Annotated in this window: 16 protein-coding genes and 1 pseudogene; 6 read left to right on the forward strand and 11 right to left on the reverse strand. The window is 66.8% G+C overall.

The window, feature by feature from the left end:
• Positions 1-127: pseudogene (locus tag A9W96_RS05930) on the reverse strand (MarR family transcriptional regulator); the annotation flags it as partial.
• A gap of 53 nt (positions 128-180) precedes the next feature.
• On the opposite strand from A9W96_RS05930, the gene A9W96_RS05935 reads away from it, so the two are divergent.
• Positions 181-1,983 (forward strand): ABC transporter ATP-binding protein/permease, encoded by a 1,803-nt coding sequence (locus tag A9W96_RS05935; RefSeq protein ID WP_197499413.1) that lies wholly within the window; start codon positions 181-183, stop codon positions 1,981-1,983.
• A gap of 112 nt (positions 1,984-2,095) precedes the next feature.
• Complete coding sequence (locus tag A9W96_RS05940) at positions 2,096-4,048, forward strand: acyl-CoA dehydrogenase (protein WP_067138400.1); 1,953 nt, start codon at positions 2,096-2,098, stop codon at positions 4,046-4,048.
• A 67-nt stretch (positions 4,049-4,115) separates the two neighbouring features.
• Here A9W96_RS05940 and A9W96_RS05945 read toward each other — a convergent pair whose 3' ends face one another.
• Complete coding sequence (locus A9W96_RS05945) at positions 4,116-4,583, reverse strand: LppP/LprE family lipoprotein (protein ID WP_066877640.1); 468 nt, start codon at positions 4,581-4,583, stop codon at positions 4,116-4,118.
• Positions 4,584-4,913: 330 nt separating this feature from the next.
• Between A9W96_RS05945 and A9W96_RS05950 the strand changes: the two genes are divergently transcribed.
• The 4 genes from A9W96_RS05950 (at position 4,914) to A9W96_RS05965 (ending at position 11,752) form a co-directional block, all read left to right on the forward strand.
• Positions 4,914-9,149 carry a bifunctional nitrate reductase/sulfite reductase flavoprotein subunit alpha gene (locus tag A9W96_RS05950; RefSeq protein ID WP_067138403.1) on the forward strand — a complete coding sequence of 1,412 codons (4,236 nt, stop codon included), beginning with the start codon at positions 4,914-4,916 and terminating at the stop codon, positions 9,147-9,149.
• A gap of 142 nt (positions 9,150-9,291) precedes the next feature.
• Positions 9,292-9,528 (forward strand): hypothetical protein, encoded by a 237-nt coding sequence (locus A9W96_RS05955; protein ID WP_197498129.1) that lies wholly within the window; start codon positions 9,292-9,294, stop codon positions 9,526-9,528.
• Between the two features lie 213 nt (positions 9,529-9,741).
• Complete coding sequence (locus A9W96_RS05960; RefSeq protein ID WP_067138414.1) at positions 9,742-11,094, forward strand: rhodanese-like domain-containing protein; 1,353 nt, start codon at positions 9,742-9,744, stop codon at positions 11,092-11,094.
• Between the two features lie 70 nt (positions 11,095-11,164).
• Positions 11,165-11,752, forward strand: coding sequence for a rhodanese-like domain-containing protein (locus A9W96_RS05965; RefSeq protein ID WP_067138405.1), 588 nt, complete (start codon positions 11,165-11,167; stop codon positions 11,750-11,752).
• Between the two features lie 10 nt (positions 11,753-11,762).
• Here the strand turns inward: A9W96_RS05965 and A9W96_RS05970 are convergent, their stop codons facing one another.
• The 9 genes from A9W96_RS05970 to A9W96_RS06010 all read right to left on the reverse strand — a co-directional run.
• Positions 11,763-12,269 carry a CAP domain-containing protein gene (locus A9W96_RS05970; protein ID WP_067138406.1) on the reverse strand — a complete coding sequence of 169 codons (507 nt, stop codon included), beginning with the start codon at positions 12,267-12,269 and terminating at the stop codon, positions 11,763-11,765.
• Between the two features lie 14 nt (positions 12,270-12,283).
• The gene (locus A9W96_RS05975) at positions 12,284-12,916 is read right to left on the reverse strand and encodes a hypothetical protein (protein WP_231999604.1); all 633 of its coding nucleotides are present in this window, start codon (positions 12,914-12,916) and stop codon (positions 12,284-12,286) included.
• Positions 12,913-13,584, reverse strand: a complete 672-nt coding sequence (locus tag A9W96_RS05980; RefSeq protein WP_156765130.1) for an Mce protein — start codon at positions 13,582-13,584, stop codon at positions 12,913-12,915. Before A9W96_RS05980 ends, A9W96_RS05975 begins: the two co-directional genes overlap by 4 nt.
• 17 nt (positions 13,585-13,601) lie before the next feature.
• Positions 13,602-15,068 (reverse strand): MCE family protein, encoded by a 1,467-nt coding sequence (locus tag A9W96_RS05985; protein ID WP_067138408.1) that lies wholly within the window; start codon positions 15,066-15,068, stop codon positions 13,602-13,604.
• On the reverse strand, positions 15,069-16,190 hold the full coding sequence (locus A9W96_RS05990) for a virulence factor Mce family protein (protein ID WP_067025735.1): 1,122 nt from the start codon (positions 16,188-16,190) through the stop codon (positions 15,069-15,071). It lies immediately after the preceding gene.
• Positions 16,187-17,530, reverse strand: a complete 1,344-nt coding sequence (locus A9W96_RS05995) for an MCE family protein (protein ID WP_067138410.1) — start codon at positions 17,528-17,530, stop codon at positions 16,187-16,189. The genes A9W96_RS05990 and A9W96_RS05995 overlap by 4 nt, the downstream gene beginning before the upstream one ends.
• Positions 17,527-18,711, reverse strand: a complete 1,185-nt coding sequence (locus tag A9W96_RS06000; protein ID WP_156749017.1) for an MCE family protein — start codon at positions 18,709-18,711, stop codon at positions 17,527-17,529. The genes A9W96_RS05995 and A9W96_RS06000 overlap by 4 nt, the downstream gene beginning before the upstream one ends.
• Positions 18,708-19,736 carry an MCE family protein gene (locus tag A9W96_RS06005; RefSeq protein ID WP_066867280.1) on the reverse strand — a complete coding sequence of 343 codons (1,029 nt, stop codon included), beginning with the start codon at positions 19,734-19,736 and terminating at the stop codon, positions 18,708-18,710. Before A9W96_RS06005 ends, A9W96_RS06000 begins: the two co-directional genes overlap by 4 nt.
• The coding region (locus A9W96_RS06010) for an MCE family protein (protein WP_197499414.1) at positions 19,733-20,071 on the reverse strand (339 nt) is incomplete at its 5' end. The genes A9W96_RS06005 and A9W96_RS06010, both read right to left, overlap by 4 nt.

Consider the following 20,071-nt stretch of genomic DNA (forward strand, 5'->3'; position numbering starts at 1 on the left):
CCAGGGAGGCTTCCAGCGACGCGTTGTCGAGCAGCCTGCGCAACACCTCCACCGCTTGCATCAGCTCCTGACGGTCCGCGGAGTCGAGCAGCGCCAATTGCGGTTCGATCGCGGCGGCGGGGTCGGCCACCGATCCCGTTGGGAGAGGAGCGGCAGCAGGGCCCGAGCCTCATCGAGCGCATGGTGACCAGCAAGCTGCGTGCCCAGCGCCCCTCGTTCCGCACCGAGCAACCCGACGCCACCTATCGCCTGCCGCTGCAGACCGCGTCGCGCACCACCGGGGCGACCGCCTACCGGCTGGGCCTGACCGTCGACGGGCACGAGACGCTGTCCGGCATTTCGTTCACGGTCCGCCCCGGCACCATGACGGCGGTCATCGGACCGTCGGCCGCGCGTAATGCCGCGCTGCTGGCGCTGCTGGCCGGCGCCCGAACGCCCAGCGCGGGGCGCGTCACGGTGGATGGACACGATGTGCACGCCGAACCGGAGGTCATGCGGCCCCGAATCGGGGTGGTCCCGCGCGACAACCGCCTGCACCGCCAGCTCACCGTCGCGCAGGTCCTCGAATACGCCGCCGAGCTGCGGCTGCCGCCGGACACCTTGCCCGAGCAGCGCGACCGCGTGGTCAGCCAGGTCCTCGACGAGCTCGAGCTGACAGCCCACCGCGACACCCGAATCCGCAAACTCCCCGCCGAGGTGCGCCGGTGCGCGGACCTGGCCGTCGAGCTCGTCACCCGGCCCAGCCTGCTCGTGGTGGACGAGCCCACCGCCGGACTGGACGCGGCGCAACAGCGCCACGTCATGGCGGTCCTGCGGCGCCAGGCCGATATCGGCTGCGCCGTGGTGGTCGCGATCTCGGCGCTCACGTCGCTCACCGACGTCAACGTCTGCGACCAGGTGTTGGTGCTGACCGGCACGGGCCAGGTGGCTTACCTGGGGACGCCCCTGCAGGTGGAATCCGCGCTGGGCACCTCCGACTGGAACAGGGTGCTCGCGCAGGTCGGCGCCGATCCCGAGGGAGCCCACCGCGCGTTTCGCACCCGAGCGCCCACGTCGGCGCCGACCACTGCGCCGGAAGTCGCGGCACCGTGGCCGCCGCCGCCCGCGCCGCCCAGGGCTCGGCAGATCCGGTTGCTGGCCCGGCGCGAGGTTCGCCTGCTCCTCGGCGACCGCAGCTACTTCGCGTTCCTGGCGGTCCTGCCGTTCGTCCTGGCCGGGCTGACGCTGCTGATTCCGGGTGATTCGGGACTGGCCAGGCCCGGCGCGGACAGCACCAACCCGCACGAGGCCATCGAGCTCCTGGCCGCCTTCAACGTCGCGGCGGTGATCATCGGCACGGCGCTGACCATCCGCGCGCTGGTGGGCGAACACCGCGTCTTCCGGCGCGAGCAGGAGGTCGGCCTGACGGCACCGGCGTACCTCACCGCCAAGATCACCGTGTACGGCCTGGCCGCGGCCCTCTGGACGGCCGTCATGTTCGCGATCGTGATCGCGGTCAAGGGGGGACCGGGACGCAGCGCCGTCCTGCTGCACAACGCCACGGTCGAGCTCTACGTGGGCGTGGCCGTCACCGCGATCGTGTCGGCGGTCCTGGGCCTGGCGTTGTCGTCGCTGGGCAAGGCGCCGCGCGAGGTCCTGCCGCTGGTAGTGCCGGTGATCCTGGCGGCGGCGCTGTTCAACGGGAGCCTGGTGCAGCTGGTGAGCAGGTGGGGCCTGCAGCAGATCAGCTGGTTCGTCCCGGCCCAGTGGGGCTTCGCGGCCACGGCGTCCACCACGAACCTGCGCAGGGTCGATTCGCTGGCGGCCGACGCCGTGACCTGGACGCACTACAGCGGCTGGTGGGTGTTCGACATGGGGATGCTCGTGCTGTTCGGCATGCTCGCGGCCGGATTCACGCTGTATCGGCTGCGCTCACCGCTGGGCGGACGCCCCCACCCGCCCCCCGACCGCGAACCGCAGGAAGCCCCTCGCCGCCAAGGCTGAGCCGGGTGGGCGGCCGGGTGCCGCGGGTCGGCGGCCGTCGTGAGAATGCGGACGGGGACATGAACTGTCAGCGTTGTTCGCCGCGACGGGAACCGCCCATTACTGTCGGCTTATGGCGCCTGAAACGACTAGCACTGCCGACTATCTGCGCAACGCACTGGACGGGCGTTGGCGTGATGTGAGAAACCGGATGCGGGCCACGCTCACCGAGGACCTGTTCCGGCCGCACTACACGCCGAACACCGTGATCGCCCGCACCAAGGTGGCGGAGCAGATGCGGATCATGGCGGCGTTCGGCGCGGCCGCCGACAGTTTCCGCAAGGAACACGGCGGCACCGGTGACGTGGGGGCGGCGATCACCATGATCGAGATGCTGGCCATGTCGGACCTGTCGCTGATGGTGAAGGCCGGGGTGCAGTGGGGCCTGTTCGGCGGTGCCGTGGAGAACCTGGGCACCGAGCGCCACCACGAGCTCTACGTGCCCAAGATCATCAGCCTCGAGTTGCGCGGCTGTTTCGCCATGACCGAGACCGGACATGGCAGCGACGTGCAGTCGCTGGAGACCACCGCGACCTACGACCCCGAGACCGAGGAGTTCATCATCGACTCCCCCACCCCCTCGGCGCGTAAGGACTACATCGGCGGCGCCGCCGAAACCGCAACCATGGCGGCGGTTTTCGCCCAGCTGATCACCCACGAGGACGGGAAGCCGGTCAATCACGGCGTGCACTGCGTGCTGGTTCCGATCCGCGACGAGGACGGCAACGATCTGCCGGGCATCACCACCTCGGACTGCGAATACAAGGGCGGACTGCCCGGTGTCGACAACGGGCGCATCGTGTTCGACCATGTCCGGGTCCCGCGGGTCAACCTGTTGAACAAGTACGGCGACGTCGCGGCCGACGGCACCTACAGTTCGCCGATCGACAACCCGAATCGCCGCTTCTTCACCATGCTGGGCACCCTGGTCCGCGGCCGGATCACCGTCGGTGGCAGCGCCGGCGCCGCCGGCCGGGTGGCCCTGGACATCGCCACCCGATATGCCTTGCAGCGCAGGCAGTTCACCGCACCCGACGACGGCTCCGAAGTGCTGATCATGGACTATCTGGTGCATCAGCGGCGACTGTTTCCGTTGATCGCCAAGTCGTACGCGTTGCAGTTCGCGCAGAACGAACTGGTCGGCAAATGTCATGACGTGCAGAGCGCCGACGCACCCGACGCCGACGAGCAACGCGAACTCGAAGCGCGCGCCGCCGGCCTGAAGGCGGCCAATACCTGGCATGCGAGCCGGGCCATCCAGGAGGCCCGCGAAGCGTGTGGCGGCGCGGGCTACATGGCCGAGAACAGACTGATCGGGCTGCGCGGCGACACAGACGTTTTCACCACCTTCGAGGGCGATAACCACGTGCTGACCCAATTGGTGGCCAAGGAACTGCTCACGGCCTACGCCGACGACATCAAGAGCATGAGTCCGGTCGAATGGGTGCGCTTCGCGGCCAGCACGGTGGGTGAACGCGTCGTCAAACGCACTGCGGCAGAGGCGATCATCCAAACCATCGTGGACGCCCGCCAAGACAGCGAGGAAGAGGGCAGCCTGTTCAACCGCGGCACGCAGATCACGATGTTCGAGGACCGCGAGGAGTATCTGCTGGCATCGGTGGCCCGCCGGCTGCAGGCCAAATCCAAAGAGATGTCGGCCTTCGACGCATTCAACTCCGTGCAGGATCACGTGTTGCACGCGGCCAGCGCGCACATCGACCGGGTCATCTTGGAGGCGTTTGTCGCCGGAATCGACGCGTGCCCCGACGAGAAGGCCCGCGAAATACTCGGCATCCTGTGCGACCTGTACGCACTGTCGGTCATCGAGGATGACAAGGCGTGGTACATCGAGCACCGCTACCTGTCCACCGAACGCGCGAAGGCGGTCACCCGGGGTATCAACGACCGGTGCCGCGCGCTGCGCCCGCACGCCGAGACGCTGGTCGACGGGTTCGGCATCCCGGAGCGGCTGCGTTATGTCGAGATGCTGCACCCGGAGAACCTGGAAGAGGCCCTCACCAGCTAAGCGGCCGACCGCCGATCACCGGCCGCCGCGACGTCGGCAGGGACGGGAAAGTCATTGGCGGCAAACGCTATTGATTCGGAACCTTGCCCAGCGTTTGCAACTTGCCGTCCGGGCCGATCCGGAACTTGACCGTTCCGATCCCGGTCGGACAGCACAGCTGGTCATTTCCTTTCTGCCACTGGTATTGAACGGTGACGGTGTCATCCGAGGGCGGTAGCACCGTCGTGTACGGCTTTGGGTTCGGGGTGGGGCTACCCAGCGGCCTGTTGTGGTCGAAGAAGAGCAGTTGCTGCGGGCTGGATTCGCTGGCGATCGTCGGGATGATCTGCACCCAATACAACCGGCAGTTTCGGGTGTGCCCGCGGCCCATCTCGACCCAGATGGTGCCGGGGATGGCGATGGGAACGGCGGTGATCGCCTGGTGCACCGTGTCGGCCGTCGGCCCGTCGGAGTCCTTGCAGGTGTCGGGCCGGGCCTGGGGCGGCGCGGTCGGCTTCCAGCCGCAGCCGGAGGCCAGCAAAACCAGGCAGATCACGATGAGCCGACGCACGCGGTGAGCTTAGCGAAGACTGTGAATGTCCCATCGGTTTGGTCAAAAACCCCCTTCTGAGAAGCGTTTCGCGGGCAGTCCTGCGTAACCTCAAGCGGGACGGCCGGTCAACGGTGACCTGCGGTAACGCCTTCCACGGCCGCGAATTCCCCGGCGATTTCACATCGGCGCGCCAGCCGCTGAGAGGAAGAAGTAAACCGGGGGAAATTTCGGGCAGCGATGCCGAAACATGCCTGCCCCACAATGAACTCACCCGAGACAGAGCTAACTCGTGCGCACTCGAACCGAAGGGACGTAAGCGTGACCAGGGAGTCCATGGCGCCTGAGAACGCCGTGAACACCATGTGCGCTTACTGCGGCGTCGGATGCGGGATGGTGTTGCAGGTCACAACGGACCCGAAAACGGGCCGCGATCACGTCGCCAAGTCGGTTGGGAGCAAAGCACATCCGGCCAACTTCGGCCGGTTGTGCACCAAGGGCGCCACCACCGCGGACATGCTCGGCGCGCCGGGCCGGATGGACTCGGCCCATGTGCGGGCCGACCGCGGTGAGCCACTCGAGCCCGTCGACATGGATCGGGCGATCACCCAGTGTGCGAACCGGTTACGCGCGATCATCGACGAACACGGTCCGGACGCCTTCGCGATGTACGTGTCCGGCCAGATGTCCATCGAGGCGCAGTACCTGGCGAACAAGCTCACCAAGGGCTTCATCGGCACCAACCAGATCGAGTCGAACTCGCGACTGTGCATGGCCAGCGCCGGTTCCGGTTACAAACTCTCGCTCGGCGCGGACGGACCACCCGGGTCATACCAGGACTTCGACCGTGCCGACGTCTTCTTCGTCATCGGCGCGAACATGGCCGACTGCCATCCCATCCTGTTCTTGCGGATGATGGACCGGGTCAAGGCGGGCGCGAAGCTGATCGTCGTCGACCCGCGCCGCACCGCGACCGCCGAGAAGGCCGATCTGTACCTACAGATCACGCCGGGATCGGATCTGGCGCTGCTCAACGGGCTACTGCACCTGATCGTCGAGAACGGCCACACGGACCCCGATTTCATCGCCGAATTCACCGAGGGCTGGGAGGTGATGCCCGGCTTCCTGGAGCAGTACACGCCCGACATGGTCAGCGCCGTGACCGGCATCCCGGAAGCGGACATCCGCAAAGCGGCTCAGATGATCGGCGAGGCCGACAATTTCATGAGCTGCTGGACCATGGGCCTCAACCAGAGCACCCATGGCACCTGGAACACCAACGCCATCTGCAACCTGCACCTGGCCACCGGCGCGATCTGCAAGCCGGGCAGCGGCCCCTTCTCCCTCACCGGCCAGCCCAACGCCATGGGCGGTCGCGAGATGGGTTACATGGGGCCGGGTTTGCCCGGTCAGCGTTCGGTGCTATCGGACGAGGATCGTGAGTCCGTCGAAAACCTTTGGGGCCTTCCCCGCGGAACGCTGCGCACCGAGGTCGGCGGCGGCACCATCGACATGTTCTCCCGGATGGCCGACGGGCAGATCAAGGCCTGCTGGATCATCTGCACGAATCCCGTTGCCTCCGTTGCCAATCGTAAGACGGTGCTGGCCGGACTGGAACGCGCCGAGTTGGTGGTGGCCCAGGACGCGTTCCTGGAGACCGAGACCACCGAATACGCCGATGTGCTGTTGCCGGCGACCCTGTGGACGGAGTCCGAAGGGGTCATGGTCAATTCCGAGCGCAACATGACGCTGTTCCAGCCGGCGGTCCAGGCGCCGGGCCACGCGCTGCCGGACTGGCAGATCATCGCCCGGATCGCCTGCGAGATGGGCTTTTCGGAGGCGTTCAGTTACACCTGCGCCGAGGAAGTCTTCGAAGAAATCAAGCGGTTCTCCAACCCGAAGACCGGGTACGACCTGCGCGGTGTCAGCTATGAGCGGTTGCGTCAGAGCCCGCTGCAGTGGCCGTGCGCTCCGCAGGGCGGGGGCGACCGCAACCCGATCCGCTACCTCAATGACGGCGTCAGCCAGACGCGGCTGGTCCGCGAGGACGGCAGCGTGCCCCGGTTGGCCTTCCCGACGCCGACGGGCCGGGCGGTGTTCTTCGCCCGCCCGCACCTGCCGCCCGACGAAATGCCCGACGACGACTACCCGTTCCTGCTGAACACCGGTCGCCTGCCTCACCAATGGCACACCATGACCAAGACCGGCAAGGTCGCCAAACTCAACAAACTCAATCCAGGGCCGTTCGTCGAGATCCACCCGGACGACGCCGCCCGCCTGCACATCGCCGACGACGATCAGATCGAGATCGCGTCCCGGCGCGGCCGCGCCGTGCTGCCCGCCGTCGTCAGTGACCGGGTGCGGCCCGGCAACTGCTTCGCGCCGTTCCACTGGAACGACGCCTTCGGCGAATACCTGTCCATCAACGCCGTCACCAACGACGCCGTCGATCCCATCTCGAGCCAACCGGAATTCAAGGCGTGCGCGGTCACGCTGACGAAGGTCGCCGTCGCGCAACCCGATTCCGGAACCGAGATGCCGGCGGTCCCCGACACACCAGCATCCGCACCCACGGAGGTACGAGAAATCAGCGTGTCACAAGTCGACGCCCTCGGCGAATTGCTGGGTGTGACAACGCAAGCCAAGCCGGAATTCGACGAGCTCGGCCGCTCGTATCTGGCCGGCATGCTCTCCGGGCTTCGCTCTGACGCCGGTCGCCGCACCGCCGGTGTGCCTACCCTGCCGCCGAGCGCGCCGTTCGATGCCGGCACCCGGCTGTGGGTGGACGGCCTTCTGGCCGGATTGTTCTCGCGCGTCGACGGACCGGGGGGCCTGGCCGAGGCACCGCCGACCGCCCCGGCGCCGGCCGTCGAGCAACCGCCCGCCACGCCCGTCGACACCAAGCCCGCCGCCGAGCGCGCGCCCGTGGTGGTGCTGTGGGCATCGCAGACCGGCAACGCCGAGGAGCTCGCCGGCGAGATCGCCGCCCGGTTGGGCGCCGCGGAACTCCCGGTCGCGCTGCACAGCATGGATGACTTCCCGCCCGCGCAGTTGACGACGACGCGGGAGGTGCTGTTCGTCACCAGCACCACCGGCGACGGTGACGCGCCCGACAACGGCGCCGGCCTCTGGCGAGCGCTGACATCCGAGGGCGCACCGCGATTCACCAACCTCCGCTACGCCGTGCTGGCGCTGGGCGACTCCAACTACGACGATTTCTGCGGCCACGGCCGCAAGCTGGACGCCCGCCTCGCCGAGCTCGGCGCCACCCGCATCACCGACCGGGTGGACTGCGAACCCGACTACGACGACACCGCGGCGAAGTGGGTGGGCGACGTCATCGAGGCCCTGACCCGGACGCCCACCTCGGTCGGCGGGGACGGAAGTGTGACGACGCCGGCCCGCACGTCCACCGTTGCCGCGCCGCCTCGCCCCGGCGCGCCCGCCGCCGGCGCCTACAGCAAGAAGCATCCGCTGATCACCGGCATGGTCCGCAACACCGTGTTGAGCCGACCGGAATCGACGAAAGACGTGCGGCACCTGGTTTTCGACATGCCGGAGGAATCCGTGACCTACGAGGCCGGTGACGCGCTCGGCGTGTGGCCGCGCAACAGCGACGCGCTGGTCGACGAGTGGCTGTCGGTCACCGGACTGAACGGGCAGACCCCGGTCGAGGTCGGCGAGCACGGTCTGATGTCGTTGCGCTCCGCGCTCACCGAGCGCATCGAGATCGCCCACATCAGCCGGGATCTGGTGCGCTTCGTGCAGGAGCGCACCGGTGACCCCACACTCGCGGAGCTGCTGAAGCCGGAAAACAAACGCGCACTGGCGGATTGGACGTGGGGTCGCCAGTCCATCGATCTGCTGGCCAAGCTGCCCGTCTCCGCGTCGGCCCACGAGTGGCTGCGGGTCCTCAAACGCCTTCAGCCGCGGCTGTATTCGATCTCGTCGAGCCCCAAGGAGTGCCCGGGCGAAGTCCACCTGACCGTCTCCCCGGTGCGCTACAACTTCCAGGGCGTCGCACGCCGTGGGGTGTGTTCGACCTATCTCGCCGACCGCTCCCCCGGCGACCGCGTCGCCGTGTATCTGCAGCAGTCCAGCAATTTCCGGCCGCCGAGTGAGTCGGACACCCCGATGATCATGATCGGGCCCGGGACGGGGATCGCGCCGTTCCGCGGCTTCCTGCAGGAACGGCGCGCACTCGGCCACACCGGCCCCAACTGGCTGTTCTTCGGCGAGCAGCACGCCGCCACCGACTTCTACTACCGCGACGAACTCGAGCAGATGCGTGACGACGGGTTCCTCACCGAGTTGGACCTGGCGTTCTCCCGCGATCAGCAGCAGAAGGTCTACGTGCAGCACCTGATGCGCAAACGTGGGGCGCAGCTGTGGAGCTGGTTGCAGGACGGCGCCCAGCTCTACGTCTGCGGCACCGCGGATCCCATGGCCAAGGACGTCGACCAGGCACTCTGCGAGATCGCCGCCGAATTCGGCAAGCTCGACCCGGAAGCGGCGAAGGACTACGTCCAGTCGCTGAGCGCCGACAAGCGCTACCACCGCGACGTCTACTGACGCCGATCCGCCACCCGTAACACAGCGGAAACATCGCACGCCTACCGCCGAAACTTCGGCGTCGCACGATGCACTCGTAAGGTCGCGCGCCTGAAGGAGTGACGTCATCGTGGCTCGGGAGTGTGATGGACCTGATCGGGTCATCAAGAACGGCTGCCCGCTGCAGTGCCGGCTCAGGTACGGCGACGAACCCGCCAGTGACCAGGTCGATTGGGCGGGCCTGCCCATCAATCTCGACTTCGCGTTCTCGCGGGATCAACGCGACAAGGTCTACGCGCAGCATCTGCTGCGCAGGCGCGGTACCCAGTTCGGTCCGTGGCGCCACGGCGGGTACGTGTGCGTCTGCGACATGGCCGACGAATCCCTCACCGGCGGTTAGCGACACACCCGACGGGTGTGCGGAGCGGGCCAGCGCAAAAATCACCGTGGTTGAAACGCTGCGATGCTTCGGCGACCGAACGGATTGCCCGCGCTGAGCTGCGCCAAACCGCCCATTGAGGTGGTGAGCGCGGGTTTCACACGTGTTCCGGCCGCGGCCAACGCCGGCTCGACTTGCGCCGCCAATCCGCTTTCGGGGTACTAGAAAACGATGGTGGACGTGACGATCATCGAGACCTCAGGTCTGGGCGACCGCAGCTATCTCATCAGCGACGGCACGGTCGCCGTCGCCGTCGATCCGCAACGAGACATCGACCGGGTGCTCGAGCTGACGGGAGACCTGCGCATCACCCACGTGCTGGAGACCCACATCCACAACGACTACGTGACCGGCGGGCTGGCACTGGCCCAAGCGACCGGCGCCCAATACGTCGTTCCCGCAGGCGAAGACGTCGACTTCGACCGCCACGCGGTCGGGGACGGCGACCGGATCGACACCGGCGAAATTCATGTGGAAGTGCTGCTCACACCCGGACACACCCACCATCACGTCAGCTACGTGCTGCGTGACGATTCCGGCGAGGCCGTCGGCGTCTTCACGGGCGGATCGCTGCTGTTCGGCAGCACTGGCAGGACAGACCTGGTCGGCGACGACCACACCGAGGAACTGGCCCGGCTGCAATATCATTCGGTCCGGCGCCTCGCCGATGAGCTGCCTTCGGAAACCGCGATCTATCCCACCCACGGATTCGGCAGCTTCTGTTCGGCCACGCCACCCGACGGTGACGCCTCCACCATCGGCGAACAACGCCGCAGCAACCCGGCGCTGACCCAGGACGAACAGCAATACGTCGACGAGCTGCTGGAAGGACTTTCGGCGTTTCCCGCCTACTACGCACACATGGGCGTCATCAACAGAGCGGGCCCCGAAGCGGCGGACCTGTCGCCGCCCGAACCGGTTGACGCACACCAACTTCGCCACCGCATCGACGCCGGCGAGTGGGTGGTCGACCTGCGCAACCGCACGGCATTCGCGGCGGGGCATCTGGCCGGCACCTATGGGTTCGAGCTGTCGGGCTCGTTCGTGAACTACCTCGGGTGGTTGTACAGCTGGGGCGCACCACTGACGTTGATCGGTGAGGATGCCCAGCAAATCGCCGACGCTCAGCGCGAACTCGCCCGCATCGGCGTCGATCGCCTCACCGGCAGTGCCACCGGCGATATACGCGCGCTGGCCGACGGCACGCCGCTGCGCAGCTACCGGGTCGCGTCCTTCAAGGACCTCGTCGATGTGCTCGATGACGACGCGGTCACCGTCGTCGACGTTCGCCAGCCACACGAATTCGACAGCGGCCACGTGCGCGATGCGGTCAACATTGCGGTGCACGAGCTACCGGAACGCCTCAGCGAACTTCCCCAGGACCGCGAACTATGGATCCACTGCGCCAGCGGCTACCGGGCGTCGATCGCCGCGGCGCTGCTCGATCGACATCAACGCCGCGTCGTGCTGATCGACGACGACTACGACAACGCGGAAAAGCTCGACATCACCTCAGGTTCAACGTGATCGAAAAGGCAGGCTAGCACCGCGATAGCGGGTAGTGACCAATTGAGGAGCCCACCACGGGAGGAATCACATGAGCGCACCGACCGCCGACGCCATCACTTCGGCCGAGCTACGCAAGCAACTCGAGTCTTCGCCCGCCCCACGCATCGTCGACGTGCGGACACCCGCGGAGTTCGAAACGTCCCACATCTCCGGGTCCTACAACGTGCCCCTGGACGTACTGGACGAACACACCCGTGAGGTCGCCCAGCTCTTGGACGGGGACGACGAGGTCGTCCTGGTATGCCGGTCGGGACAACGCTCCACCAAAGCCCAAACGCTGTTGCGGAACGCCGGTTTGACCGGCGGGCGCGTCCTCGAGAACGGAATCGTCGACTGGGAGGGGCAAGGCTTCGCCGTCGACCGCGGCGCCCAGCGGTGGGATCTGGAACGGCAGGTGCGCCTCGTCGCCGGGTCGGTCGTGTTGTCGTCCGTGCTGGGCAGTGTCGCGCTCCCCCGCCTGAAATGGGTGGCGGCCGCGATCGGTGGCGGGCTGACTTTCGCCGCGCTGACCAATACGTGCGCGATGGCCACGGCCCTGTCGAAGCTGCCCTACAACCGCGGCGCCACAACCGATCCCGAAACGGTTTTGTCGGCGCTCAATACCGCCGCGCGCTAGACGCTGAGGCCTACCGCTTAGGCGGGTCGGGCTGCCCGTACACCGCCACCACCACGGTGCGGTCCATGCTGTTGTCCGACCACACCCCGATGGTGTTGTTGGCGCAGTCGCGGATGATCGCCATATCGTCCGGGTTGTAATACCACTGGTTGACCAGTTCCAGGCTGCTGATCGCGATGGCCGGGTTGATCGCCACGGTCTCGGCTGCCCGGCCGCGGAAGCCGGCGGCGTTGACGCGGTCCTGCGGCGTGGAACCGTCCGAGCCTATGTCGCCGTTGATGTTTCGGTTGTTGATCATGTCATCGGCGTGCCATTCGGCGGCCAGCGTGAGGGCGTTGTTCCTGACGACGTCGTTGGTGCAGCCCGCCTGGTGCTGCATTGTGTAGACGGCCGACACCACCGCGCTGTTGAGCCGCTTGTTGTCGGCGTGCGCGGCCGGGGCCGCCACAGTGGCTGTCCCCAACAGCACCACGCCGACGGGCAGCACCCGGGCGCAACGGCGTACCGATACTTCCATCACAATTCCTCGGGTCACACCGGGTCGAAGCGCGAAACCAGCCATCGGCCGTTGACCTTGTCCAGGGTCATCCGCACAACGGGCTGGGTGTCGGTGGGAGCGCCCGCACCGATGGTCACGGTCTGGTCGACATACACCAGCGCCACGGCATGGGTTTCAGATGCCGAAACCGACGCCGCCGCATTGACTTTGGCGACCGACGAGATGTGCTTCTCCTTCGCACCGGGAACGACGACCTGACGCGTCAGCTCGCCGTAGGCGTCCTTGAACTCACCGGTCAGCCGTTCGCGCGCCGCGGCGAGGTCCTTGTCCACCGTGTCGGCGTGATAGGACAACAACGCGATGGCGTCTTCGCGGGCGGCCTGCACCGATTCGGTCCGGGCCCGGGCAAGATCATCGGCCGCCCCGGCCGACCACTTGAGGTAGCCCGCGCCGAGCGCCAACACCAACGCGAGGCCGGGCAATACGCCGTAGGCGAACGCCTGCGGCCACCCGATGCGCCGCCTGGTCCGCTCGGCCTTCGGTTGCGCCTCGGTGGACGGTTCTTGCGGCTCGGTGACCTCCGATTCCTGGTGTGCGTCTTTGGTTGCCGGGTCCAGTTCCTCGTCGGCCGTATCGACTTTCACGTCCTCGTTCAGTGTCGTCATGGCACGAACACCACATTGGAGACCTTGGCGTCATCGCCGACCGATCGGACCTCGATGCGCATGCGCCATTCCCGGGGCGCCTCTTCACCGCCGGCGGTGCGCGACTTCACCGCGACCGCCACCAGCACCTGGGCGGAGTCGCCGCGCTGGGATTCCAGTCCGGCATCGGTGACCGTCCCTTCCGATTTCGACTGTGCGGCCTTGACGACCTCCTCGAACGGCTTGGCCCGCTGTTCGAAGTCGTCGCGGAATGCGCCGGTGGCCAGGTCGAGGATGCGCTGCACGTCGGCGTCGACCTGGGTGTAGTTGATCGTGGTGAGGTTCACCGCGCCCTGCCGGGCCGTCGCAACGTACAGGTTCTGCCGGGCCTGCGCCTCGTGCTTCTGGTAGGCCCGATATCCGAGCCAACCACTCAGGCCGGCCAGTGCGGCCACGATGACGGCGCTGGCCACCAACGCCGTCCCGACGCGCGACAGCCGCCGCCGCTGGAGACGCTCGCGCCACCGCGCGAGCCGGCCCGCGGCCGGACTCTCATCACCGTCGGCGTCTTCGGCGTGCAGCTTTTCAGCCTGCTCGGTTTCGGCGGCGTCGACGTCCTCGGCGACGTCGATTGCCGTTGGCTCATCGACGATTTCCTCCGTCGTACGGATTTCGGGTTTGTCCGCCATGGTGCTCCTTAAAACTGTCAGGGTTGCGGGACAAGTAGTTGTTGCCAGTTCTTGGCACGCGGGTGGGCCAGGTCCGATTGGGTATAGCGGCGGCCGTCTGGCCCGATGTAGTCGCCGGTGGCCGGGTCATAGGTCGCGACGGCGGGCGGCGGGGGCGGCGCCGCGGCGGTGCCACGCGGTGGTGGCAGCCGCGGATCCTGCCCCGGCGGGTAGAGCGGCACGCCCTGGCCGGTAGTGGTGGCGTTCGGGTCGCCCTTCCAGTTGTAGCCGTCGTTGAGTGGCACGTACTCCTCGTCGCTTTCACACAGCTCTATCGTGGGCGCCCTCTTCCACGGCTTGCTCTCGCACGGAATGTTGCGCACCCCACGGACATTGAACTCCGAGTCCTGCGGCACCCGGCAGAACAGGTCCGCGGCCGGCCGGTCTGGCGCGTCGACGCTGGCCGGTGAGCGGCGTTGCTGCGGCGGCAGGTAGCCGGTGGTGCACGGTGGCGGCAGGTTGAGGTTGAGGTTGAAGTCCAGCTGGGCACCCCGGTACTCCTGCTTGGTGTTAGAGCTGGGCACGATGATGGCCGCCATGGCCGCGATGCCCTGCGGGAGCAGGACCAGGAGTTGCTCGATGTCATGGCGGTAGACGACGGCGATGTCGCCCAGGCTCACCAGATTGGCGAACAGCACCGGCAACGCCGGCGCCACCCGGTCCAGCATCGCGCGGCCCTCCTCGACGCCGGAAGTGCCCTGTGTCAACAGGTCTCGCACCGCGGCGTCCTGGGCCTTGAATTGCGCCATGATGGCCGCGGTGTGGCCGGCCCACGTGGCGATCGCCTCGGATGTCTCCACCTGCGAATTGAGTACCGCCGGCGACTGGTCGATGAGGGCGGCAAGCGGGTCGACGGTGCGACCCCCGGCGATGGCCAACGCGGTCGAGCCGTCGACGATGCGGGACAACTCCGGACCGAGGCCGCCGACCGCCCGATTGGTCTCGTCGATCACCGTGCGCAGGTTGTCGCGTGGAATCGCTTGCAGCGCACGGTTGGTCAGGTCGAGCAGGTGCCCGATGTCGACGGGCACGTCGACGTGTCCGGCGGTGATGACGTCGCCGTCGCGCAACGTGTGGGAACCATCGCCGTCCTTGCCGGGGGTCAGTTCGATGTACTGCTCGCCGATCGCGGATCGGCTGTGCACCGACGCCTGCACGTCGGAGGGCACCTTGACTCCCGATCGCATGGCCAGCACCGCGCGCACCCCCGTGGCGGTGACGTCGACCGACTTGACCTGTCCCACGTCGGTGCCGCGGTAGGTGACGACCGACGTCTCGTAGAGCCCACCCGATTGCGGCAGATCGACGGTGACCTTGTACTCCCCGATCCCGAACAACGTGGCGGGTAGCTTCATGAAGTTGAATGCCATTGCGCCACAGGAGACGACGGTCACCAGCGTCAGGATTGACAACTGGATCCACGTCCGGCGATTCAACCGAAGCATTCAGTATCCCCCGAAATGGTACGGATAGGTCAGCGGGTTACCCCCGGTGACCGGGCTCGGCTGCATGCCGATGGTGCGACCCCACTGCAGTTCGAGCTGGGTGAGGTTGCCTTCCCAGCGCGAGCCGGTGAACAACCCTTGGTCGATGCGGCTCAACGTCAGATCGACGATCAGGGTGAGGTTGGCGTAGTCGCCGCGGAACCAGTTCCGCACGGTGGATGCCGGCCACGGGTAGGTCGCCAGGCCGTCCAGACCCTTAGTGAGGGAGGGGCCGGCATCGGCGAGCGAGCGCAGCACCGGCGCGATATTGCGCAGGTTGTTCACCAGCGATTCCTTGCTCTGGTGGATGGTGTCGGCGGCGATCGCGCTGAATTTGCCGACCTGATCGATCGTGTCGGCGATCTTGGTGCGCTCCTTGGCCAGAACGTCCAGCGCCTTGGGCACCGACGTCAAGGCCTTGTCCACGACCGTGTCATTCGCGGCAACCTGGCCGACCAGAGAGTTGAGATTCTCTGCGGCGGAGATGATGTCGTCGGTCTGATCATTGGTGCGCGCGATGAACTCATCGATCTGGTTGAGCAGGCTGCGCATGTCGTTCTCGCGGCCGGCGAACGCCCTGGCGACCGCCTGCGTGATTTCCTGCAGCTGGCCGATGCCCCCACCGTTCAACAGGATCGACACCGACGCCAGCGTCTGCTCGGTGGTGGGATACAGGCTCGCGCGCGACAACGGGATGACCGACCCGGCCTTGAGTTGGCCTACCGGCGCTTCACCTTTGGGCGGCGCGAGTTCGATATGCATCGAACCGAGCAGGCTGGTCTGCCCGAGCTTCGCGGTCGAATTGGCCGGCAGGTGCACGTCGCCATTGATCCGCATGGTGACCAGGGCATGCCAATCCTGCAGCTCGATCTTGGTGACGTTGCCGACGTTCACGTCGTCCACCCGGACCCGGGTGTTCTCCTGGATGGTGACCACATCGGGCATCTGCGCCTGGATCGTGTACGAGCCCGGCCCCCCGCCGGCGGTACCGGGCAGCCTGAAGGAGTTCAGGCCGCGCCAACCACACGCCGACAGGGTGACCACGCATATCAGCCCCAGGACCGCGGCCCCAGCGCGCCTCATGAGGGCCCCGTCGGCAGCATCAGGTTCTGTAGCACCTCGATCGAACTGGTCGTGTTCGACGGCGGCGCGGGCGGGGCCTCGGTCGGCGGCGGCTGGTCGGCCGGCGCCGGCTGCTCGGGTGCGCCATCCGGCGGCGCGGGCGCCTCAGGCGGGGGCGGCGGCGTGTACCCGGGCCGCAGCCAGTCCTCGCTGTAGGTGATCTCGCTGGGCCGCGCCTGCGTCCCGACGAACGGGTTGATTCCCGCCGGAATGTAGTTGTAGATACGGTTTTTGATGATCGGGTTGAGGTACTGCAGGCACAGCTTCGACACCCGCGCCAGGCGCGCCCGCGACGCCGCCTCGATCGAGCTGCAGATGAACTGCGGGATGTCGGCGAAGTTGTTCAGGGCCAGGATGCCGGTCATCGCGCTCTGGGCCGGCTGGTAGATGTTCAAGAAGTTCTGAAACACCGTCGGGGCGATGTGCAGGATCTGCTTGATATCGCCGCGGCTGTCATTGAGCGCCGTGGTGATGGAGCCCAATCGGTCGAAGGTGACGCCCGCCGCTTCGCGGTTCTCGGCCAGAAAATCACGCACGTCCGTGAGCGCGCCGTCCAGCGACTTCAACGCGTTGCCGACTTCGTTGGGGGTGTTGGACAGCAGCGTCGTCACGCCGGCCAGGTTCTGGTTGAACGAGGCCAGCAGATCGCTGCTCGAGTACAGCGCGGACACCAGCAGTTGCAGGTTACGCACCGTGCTGAAGATGTCGTCGGCGTGATCGCCGAGCGCCGAGATCGCCTCGGAAAGCTTGAGCACGGTGTCGCGGGCGGTGTCCCCCTGGCCCCGCACGTTGTCCGCCGCCGAGTCGATGAACTCGCCGACGGAGTTGACTCCGCCCGGGCTGGTGGGCTGCAGGGCGTCGGTGAGCTTCTCCAGCTGCTTGCGGAAGTCATCCCATTCGACGGGAACCGCGGTGCGGCTCAGGGGAATCGAGGCGCCGGCGCTCAGCTTCTGGCCGCCGGAGTACGCCGGGACGAGCTGGACAGCCCGCGACGTCACCAGCGATGGCGACAGGATCGCGGCGCGAGCATCCGCGGGGATCGAATACTGCTTGTCGACCGAGAACGTCACCTTGGAACTGCCGGGCTGGGGCTCGATCTTATCGACCACGCCGACGGCGACGCCGAGGATGCGAATCTCGTCGCCCACGAACAGACCGTTGGCCTCGGTGAAATACGCCGAGTACGTATTCTTTTCGACGTCTTTCCACAGCTTGTTGCCGACCACGAACGACGCCACGACCAGCGTCAGGATCAGGGTGGTGGCGGTTGCCTTCTGTAGGGTGCCCCGACTGATGTTCATGGCGAATCGAAATCGTGGGGCGAGGGCGGCGGAATAGTCCGGATGGGCGGGGTGGACGGCGGGGGCGACGGTGGCTGCGACCACAGCGGCACCGGCGCGTTCTCCGGCGGCACCGGCGGGGTGCCCGTGGGCGGGTCCACCACCTCCGACGGCAGCTTCTGGTTGGGGTCCAGGAATCGGTCGTACATGTCCGCATCGAGCACCGGGCCGCCGATCTGGCCGGGCACCAGGTTGGCGACGTAGGCCTTGAAAAACGGTCCCGAACCCAGGCATTCGCCAAAGGACATCGCATAGCGTTTGAACTTGGGCAGCGTCTTCTGGATGTCTTCCTTGCGGTTGTCCAGGATCTCCAGTACGCCGTTGAGCTTGTCCAGGGCGGGTTTGAGTTGGGTCCTGTTGTCGTTGACCAGCCCCGAGATCTGATGCGACACCGCGGTCAGGTTGTTCATCAACGCGTCCAGCGAATCTCGTTCATCCAGCAGGGCCGCCAGCAGCGCGTTGGAATTCGCCACCAGTCCGGCGATCTGCTGGCTGCGCTTGCCCAGCACCGTCGACACCTTGTTGGCGTTGCCCAGCAGGCTGCGTAGCTGCGCGTCGCGACCGTTGAGGGTGTCGGAGAACCGCGCGACGCCCTCCAAAGCGGGCCTGAGGTTGGCCGGTGTCGCCTTGAGGGTGTTCGCCAATGTGCTCAGCGCCGTGGACAATTGGGCGGTGTCCAGGCCGCTGATGGTTGTCGTCAGATCGCCAAGGGCGTCGGGCAGCTCATACGGCGAGGTGGTGCGCTCCAACGGAATGGTGCCCGACAACTTCCCGGCGCCGCGCGGCGTCAGCTCGAGCATCTTGGCGCCCAGTATGGTTTCGGTCTTGATCGCCGCCTCGGTGCGGTCGCCCAATTCGACGCCCTTGTGCACGGTGAAACCCACCCGGACCTTGGTGCCCTCCAGGCGAAGGTCGGAGACCCGGCCCACGCCCATGCCCGAAACGCGCACGGTGTTACCGGGTTTGATGCCGCCGGCCTCGGAGAAGTAGGCCGCATAGTCGTCGGTGTTCTTGATGAACGGCAGCTTGTTGTACTGGAAGGCGACGATGGTCACGCATGCCAGGATGACGGTTCCCATCACGCCCAGCACGAAAGGGTTTCGCTGGTCGCCGGATTTGACCTTGGGAATTTTCAGCCTCATTGCGGCGTGCACCGCCCGCTGGGCTGGCCCAACAGCTTGACGAAGATCGGGTTGCCCCCCTTACCGTTCAGCTTGAGCAATACCTCGCAGAAGTAGAAACCGAAGTAGTCACCGTTGAGGCCCTGCCGGGCGAGCACCTGGTAGATGTCCGGGAGATCCTTGAGCAGTTTGTCGACGTATTCCTTGTCGGAAAGCACCTGCCCCGACACGCGATCCGTCTCGTGGACAACGTCTTTGATCGGCTGGCGGGACTGGGCGAGCAGATCGGTGATCGAACCCGCGGCCGCATTGATGTAGGCGAGGCCGGTGGAGATGTCGTTCCTGCGCTGGGCCAGCCCGTCCACCAGCTGGGCCAGCTTGTCCACGCCGTCGGAAAACTCGCGATCGCGGGTGGCGAAGGTGTGCAGCACCGTGTTCAGGTTGGTGATCAGCTGGCCGATCAGCTCGCTGCGCCCCGCCAGGGTGGAGGTCAGTATCGAGGTTTGTGACAGCACCGACGCCAGCGTCCCGCCCTGCCCCTGAAAGATTCGCAGCAGTTGACCGGACAGGGCGTTGACCTGATCGGGGTCCAGGGCGCGGAACAACGGACGGAAACCGCCGATCAACGCGTCGATGTCGAGCGCGGGCGACGTCCGGGCCAGCGGGATGGTCGCCCCCGGCGGCAGCCGGCGTGGTGGCCCCGGACCCTCCTCGAGCGCGAGATAGCGGTCACCGATCAGGTTTTCGTAACGCACGACGGCCTTGGTGCCCTCGCTGAGCCGAACGCCTTTGTCCACCTCGAAGTCGACGGTGACGGTGCCGTCACGGTGCAGGCTCAGGTCCCCGACCTTGCCGACTTCCACCCCGGCGATCCGCACGAAGTTGCCCGACTTGAGGCCGGAGATGTTGGTGAAGATGGCGCGATAGCCGGTGCGGTCCTCGAACCGCAACTGCCCGAACACCGCGACCAGCGCAAAGGTGAACAGCAAGCAGATCGCCGTGAAGCTGCCGACCCGCAGGATGATGCTGGATAGTTTCCTTCTCATGGCGGCGGCTGCCCCCCGCGCCAGAAGTAGCGAGGCCCTTCCGAAGGGTTCTTGGTGGTCGGGAACCAGTTGGCCCACCAGGGATTACCCGCGGCCACGTTGGTGCGGATCTCGTTCGGCGCCGCCCCCCAGCCGGTATCGGTGACCAGCGCCCGCACCGGGAAGTTGGCGCTGGGGTCGGGCAGCGAGCCACAGCTCGGCTTTCCGCCCGGCCCGCCGGTGGCGTTGACCTTGGGCAGGTGTTTCGGATACCGGTACGGGTCGTCGCCGAACAGCAGCGCCGCGTCGAGGATCACCGAATAACCATTGCCGCCCAACGCGTCTCGGCCACCATG

The organism is Mycobacterium sp. 1245852.3 (assembly GCF_001669335.1).
Lineage (GTDB): Bacteria > Actinomycetota > Actinomycetes > Mycobacteriales > Mycobacteriaceae > Mycobacterium > Mycobacterium europaeum_A.

Excerpts from the sequence above, each read along its gene's own strand:
- A9W96_RS05935 (WP_197499413.1), top strand. The coding sequence starts at position 181 with ATGGTGACCAGCAAGCTGCGTGCCCAGCGCCCCTCGTTCCGCACCGAG.
- A9W96_RS05940 (WP_067138400.1), top strand. The coding sequence starts at position 2,096 with ATGGCGCCTGAAACGACTAGCACTGCCGACTATCTGCGCAACGCACTG.
- A9W96_RS05950 (WP_067138403.1), top strand. The coding sequence starts at position 4,914 with ATGGCGCCTGAGAACGCCGTGAACACCATGTGCGCTTACTGCGGCGTC.
- A9W96_RS05965 (WP_067138405.1), top strand. The coding sequence starts at position 11,165 with ATGAGCGCACCGACCGCCGACGCCATCACTTCGGCCGAGCTACGCAAG.
- A9W96_RS05970 (WP_067138406.1), bottom strand. The coding sequence starts at position 12,269 with ATGGAAGTATCGGTACGCCGTTGCGCCCGGGTGCTGCCCGTCGGCGTG.
- A9W96_RS05975 (WP_231999604.1), bottom strand. The coding sequence starts at position 12,916 with ATGACGACACTGAACGAGGACGTGAAAGTCGATACGGCCGACGAGGAA.
- A9W96_RS05980 (WP_156765130.1), bottom strand. The coding sequence starts at position 13,584 with ATGGCGGACAAACCCGAAATCCGTACGACGGAGGAAATCGTCGATGAG.
- A9W96_RS05985 (WP_067138408.1), bottom strand. The coding sequence starts at position 15,068 with ATGCTTCGGTTGAATCGCCGGACGTGGATCCAGTTGTCAATCCTGACG.
- A9W96_RS05990 (WP_067025735.1), bottom strand. The coding sequence starts at position 16,190 with ATGAGGCGCGCTGGGGCCGCGGTCCTGGGGCTGATATGCGTGGTCACC.
- A9W96_RS05995 (WP_067138410.1), bottom strand. The coding sequence starts at position 17,530 with ATGAACATCAGTCGGGGCACCCTACAGAAGGCAACCGCCACCACCCTG.
- A9W96_RS06000 (WP_156749017.1), bottom strand. The coding sequence starts at position 18,711 with ATGAGGCTGAAAATTCCCAAGGTCAAATCCGGCGACCAGCGAAACCCT.
- A9W96_RS06005 (WP_066867280.1), bottom strand. The coding sequence starts at position 19,736 with ATGAGAAGGAAACTATCCAGCATCATCCTGCGGGTCGGCAGCTTCACG.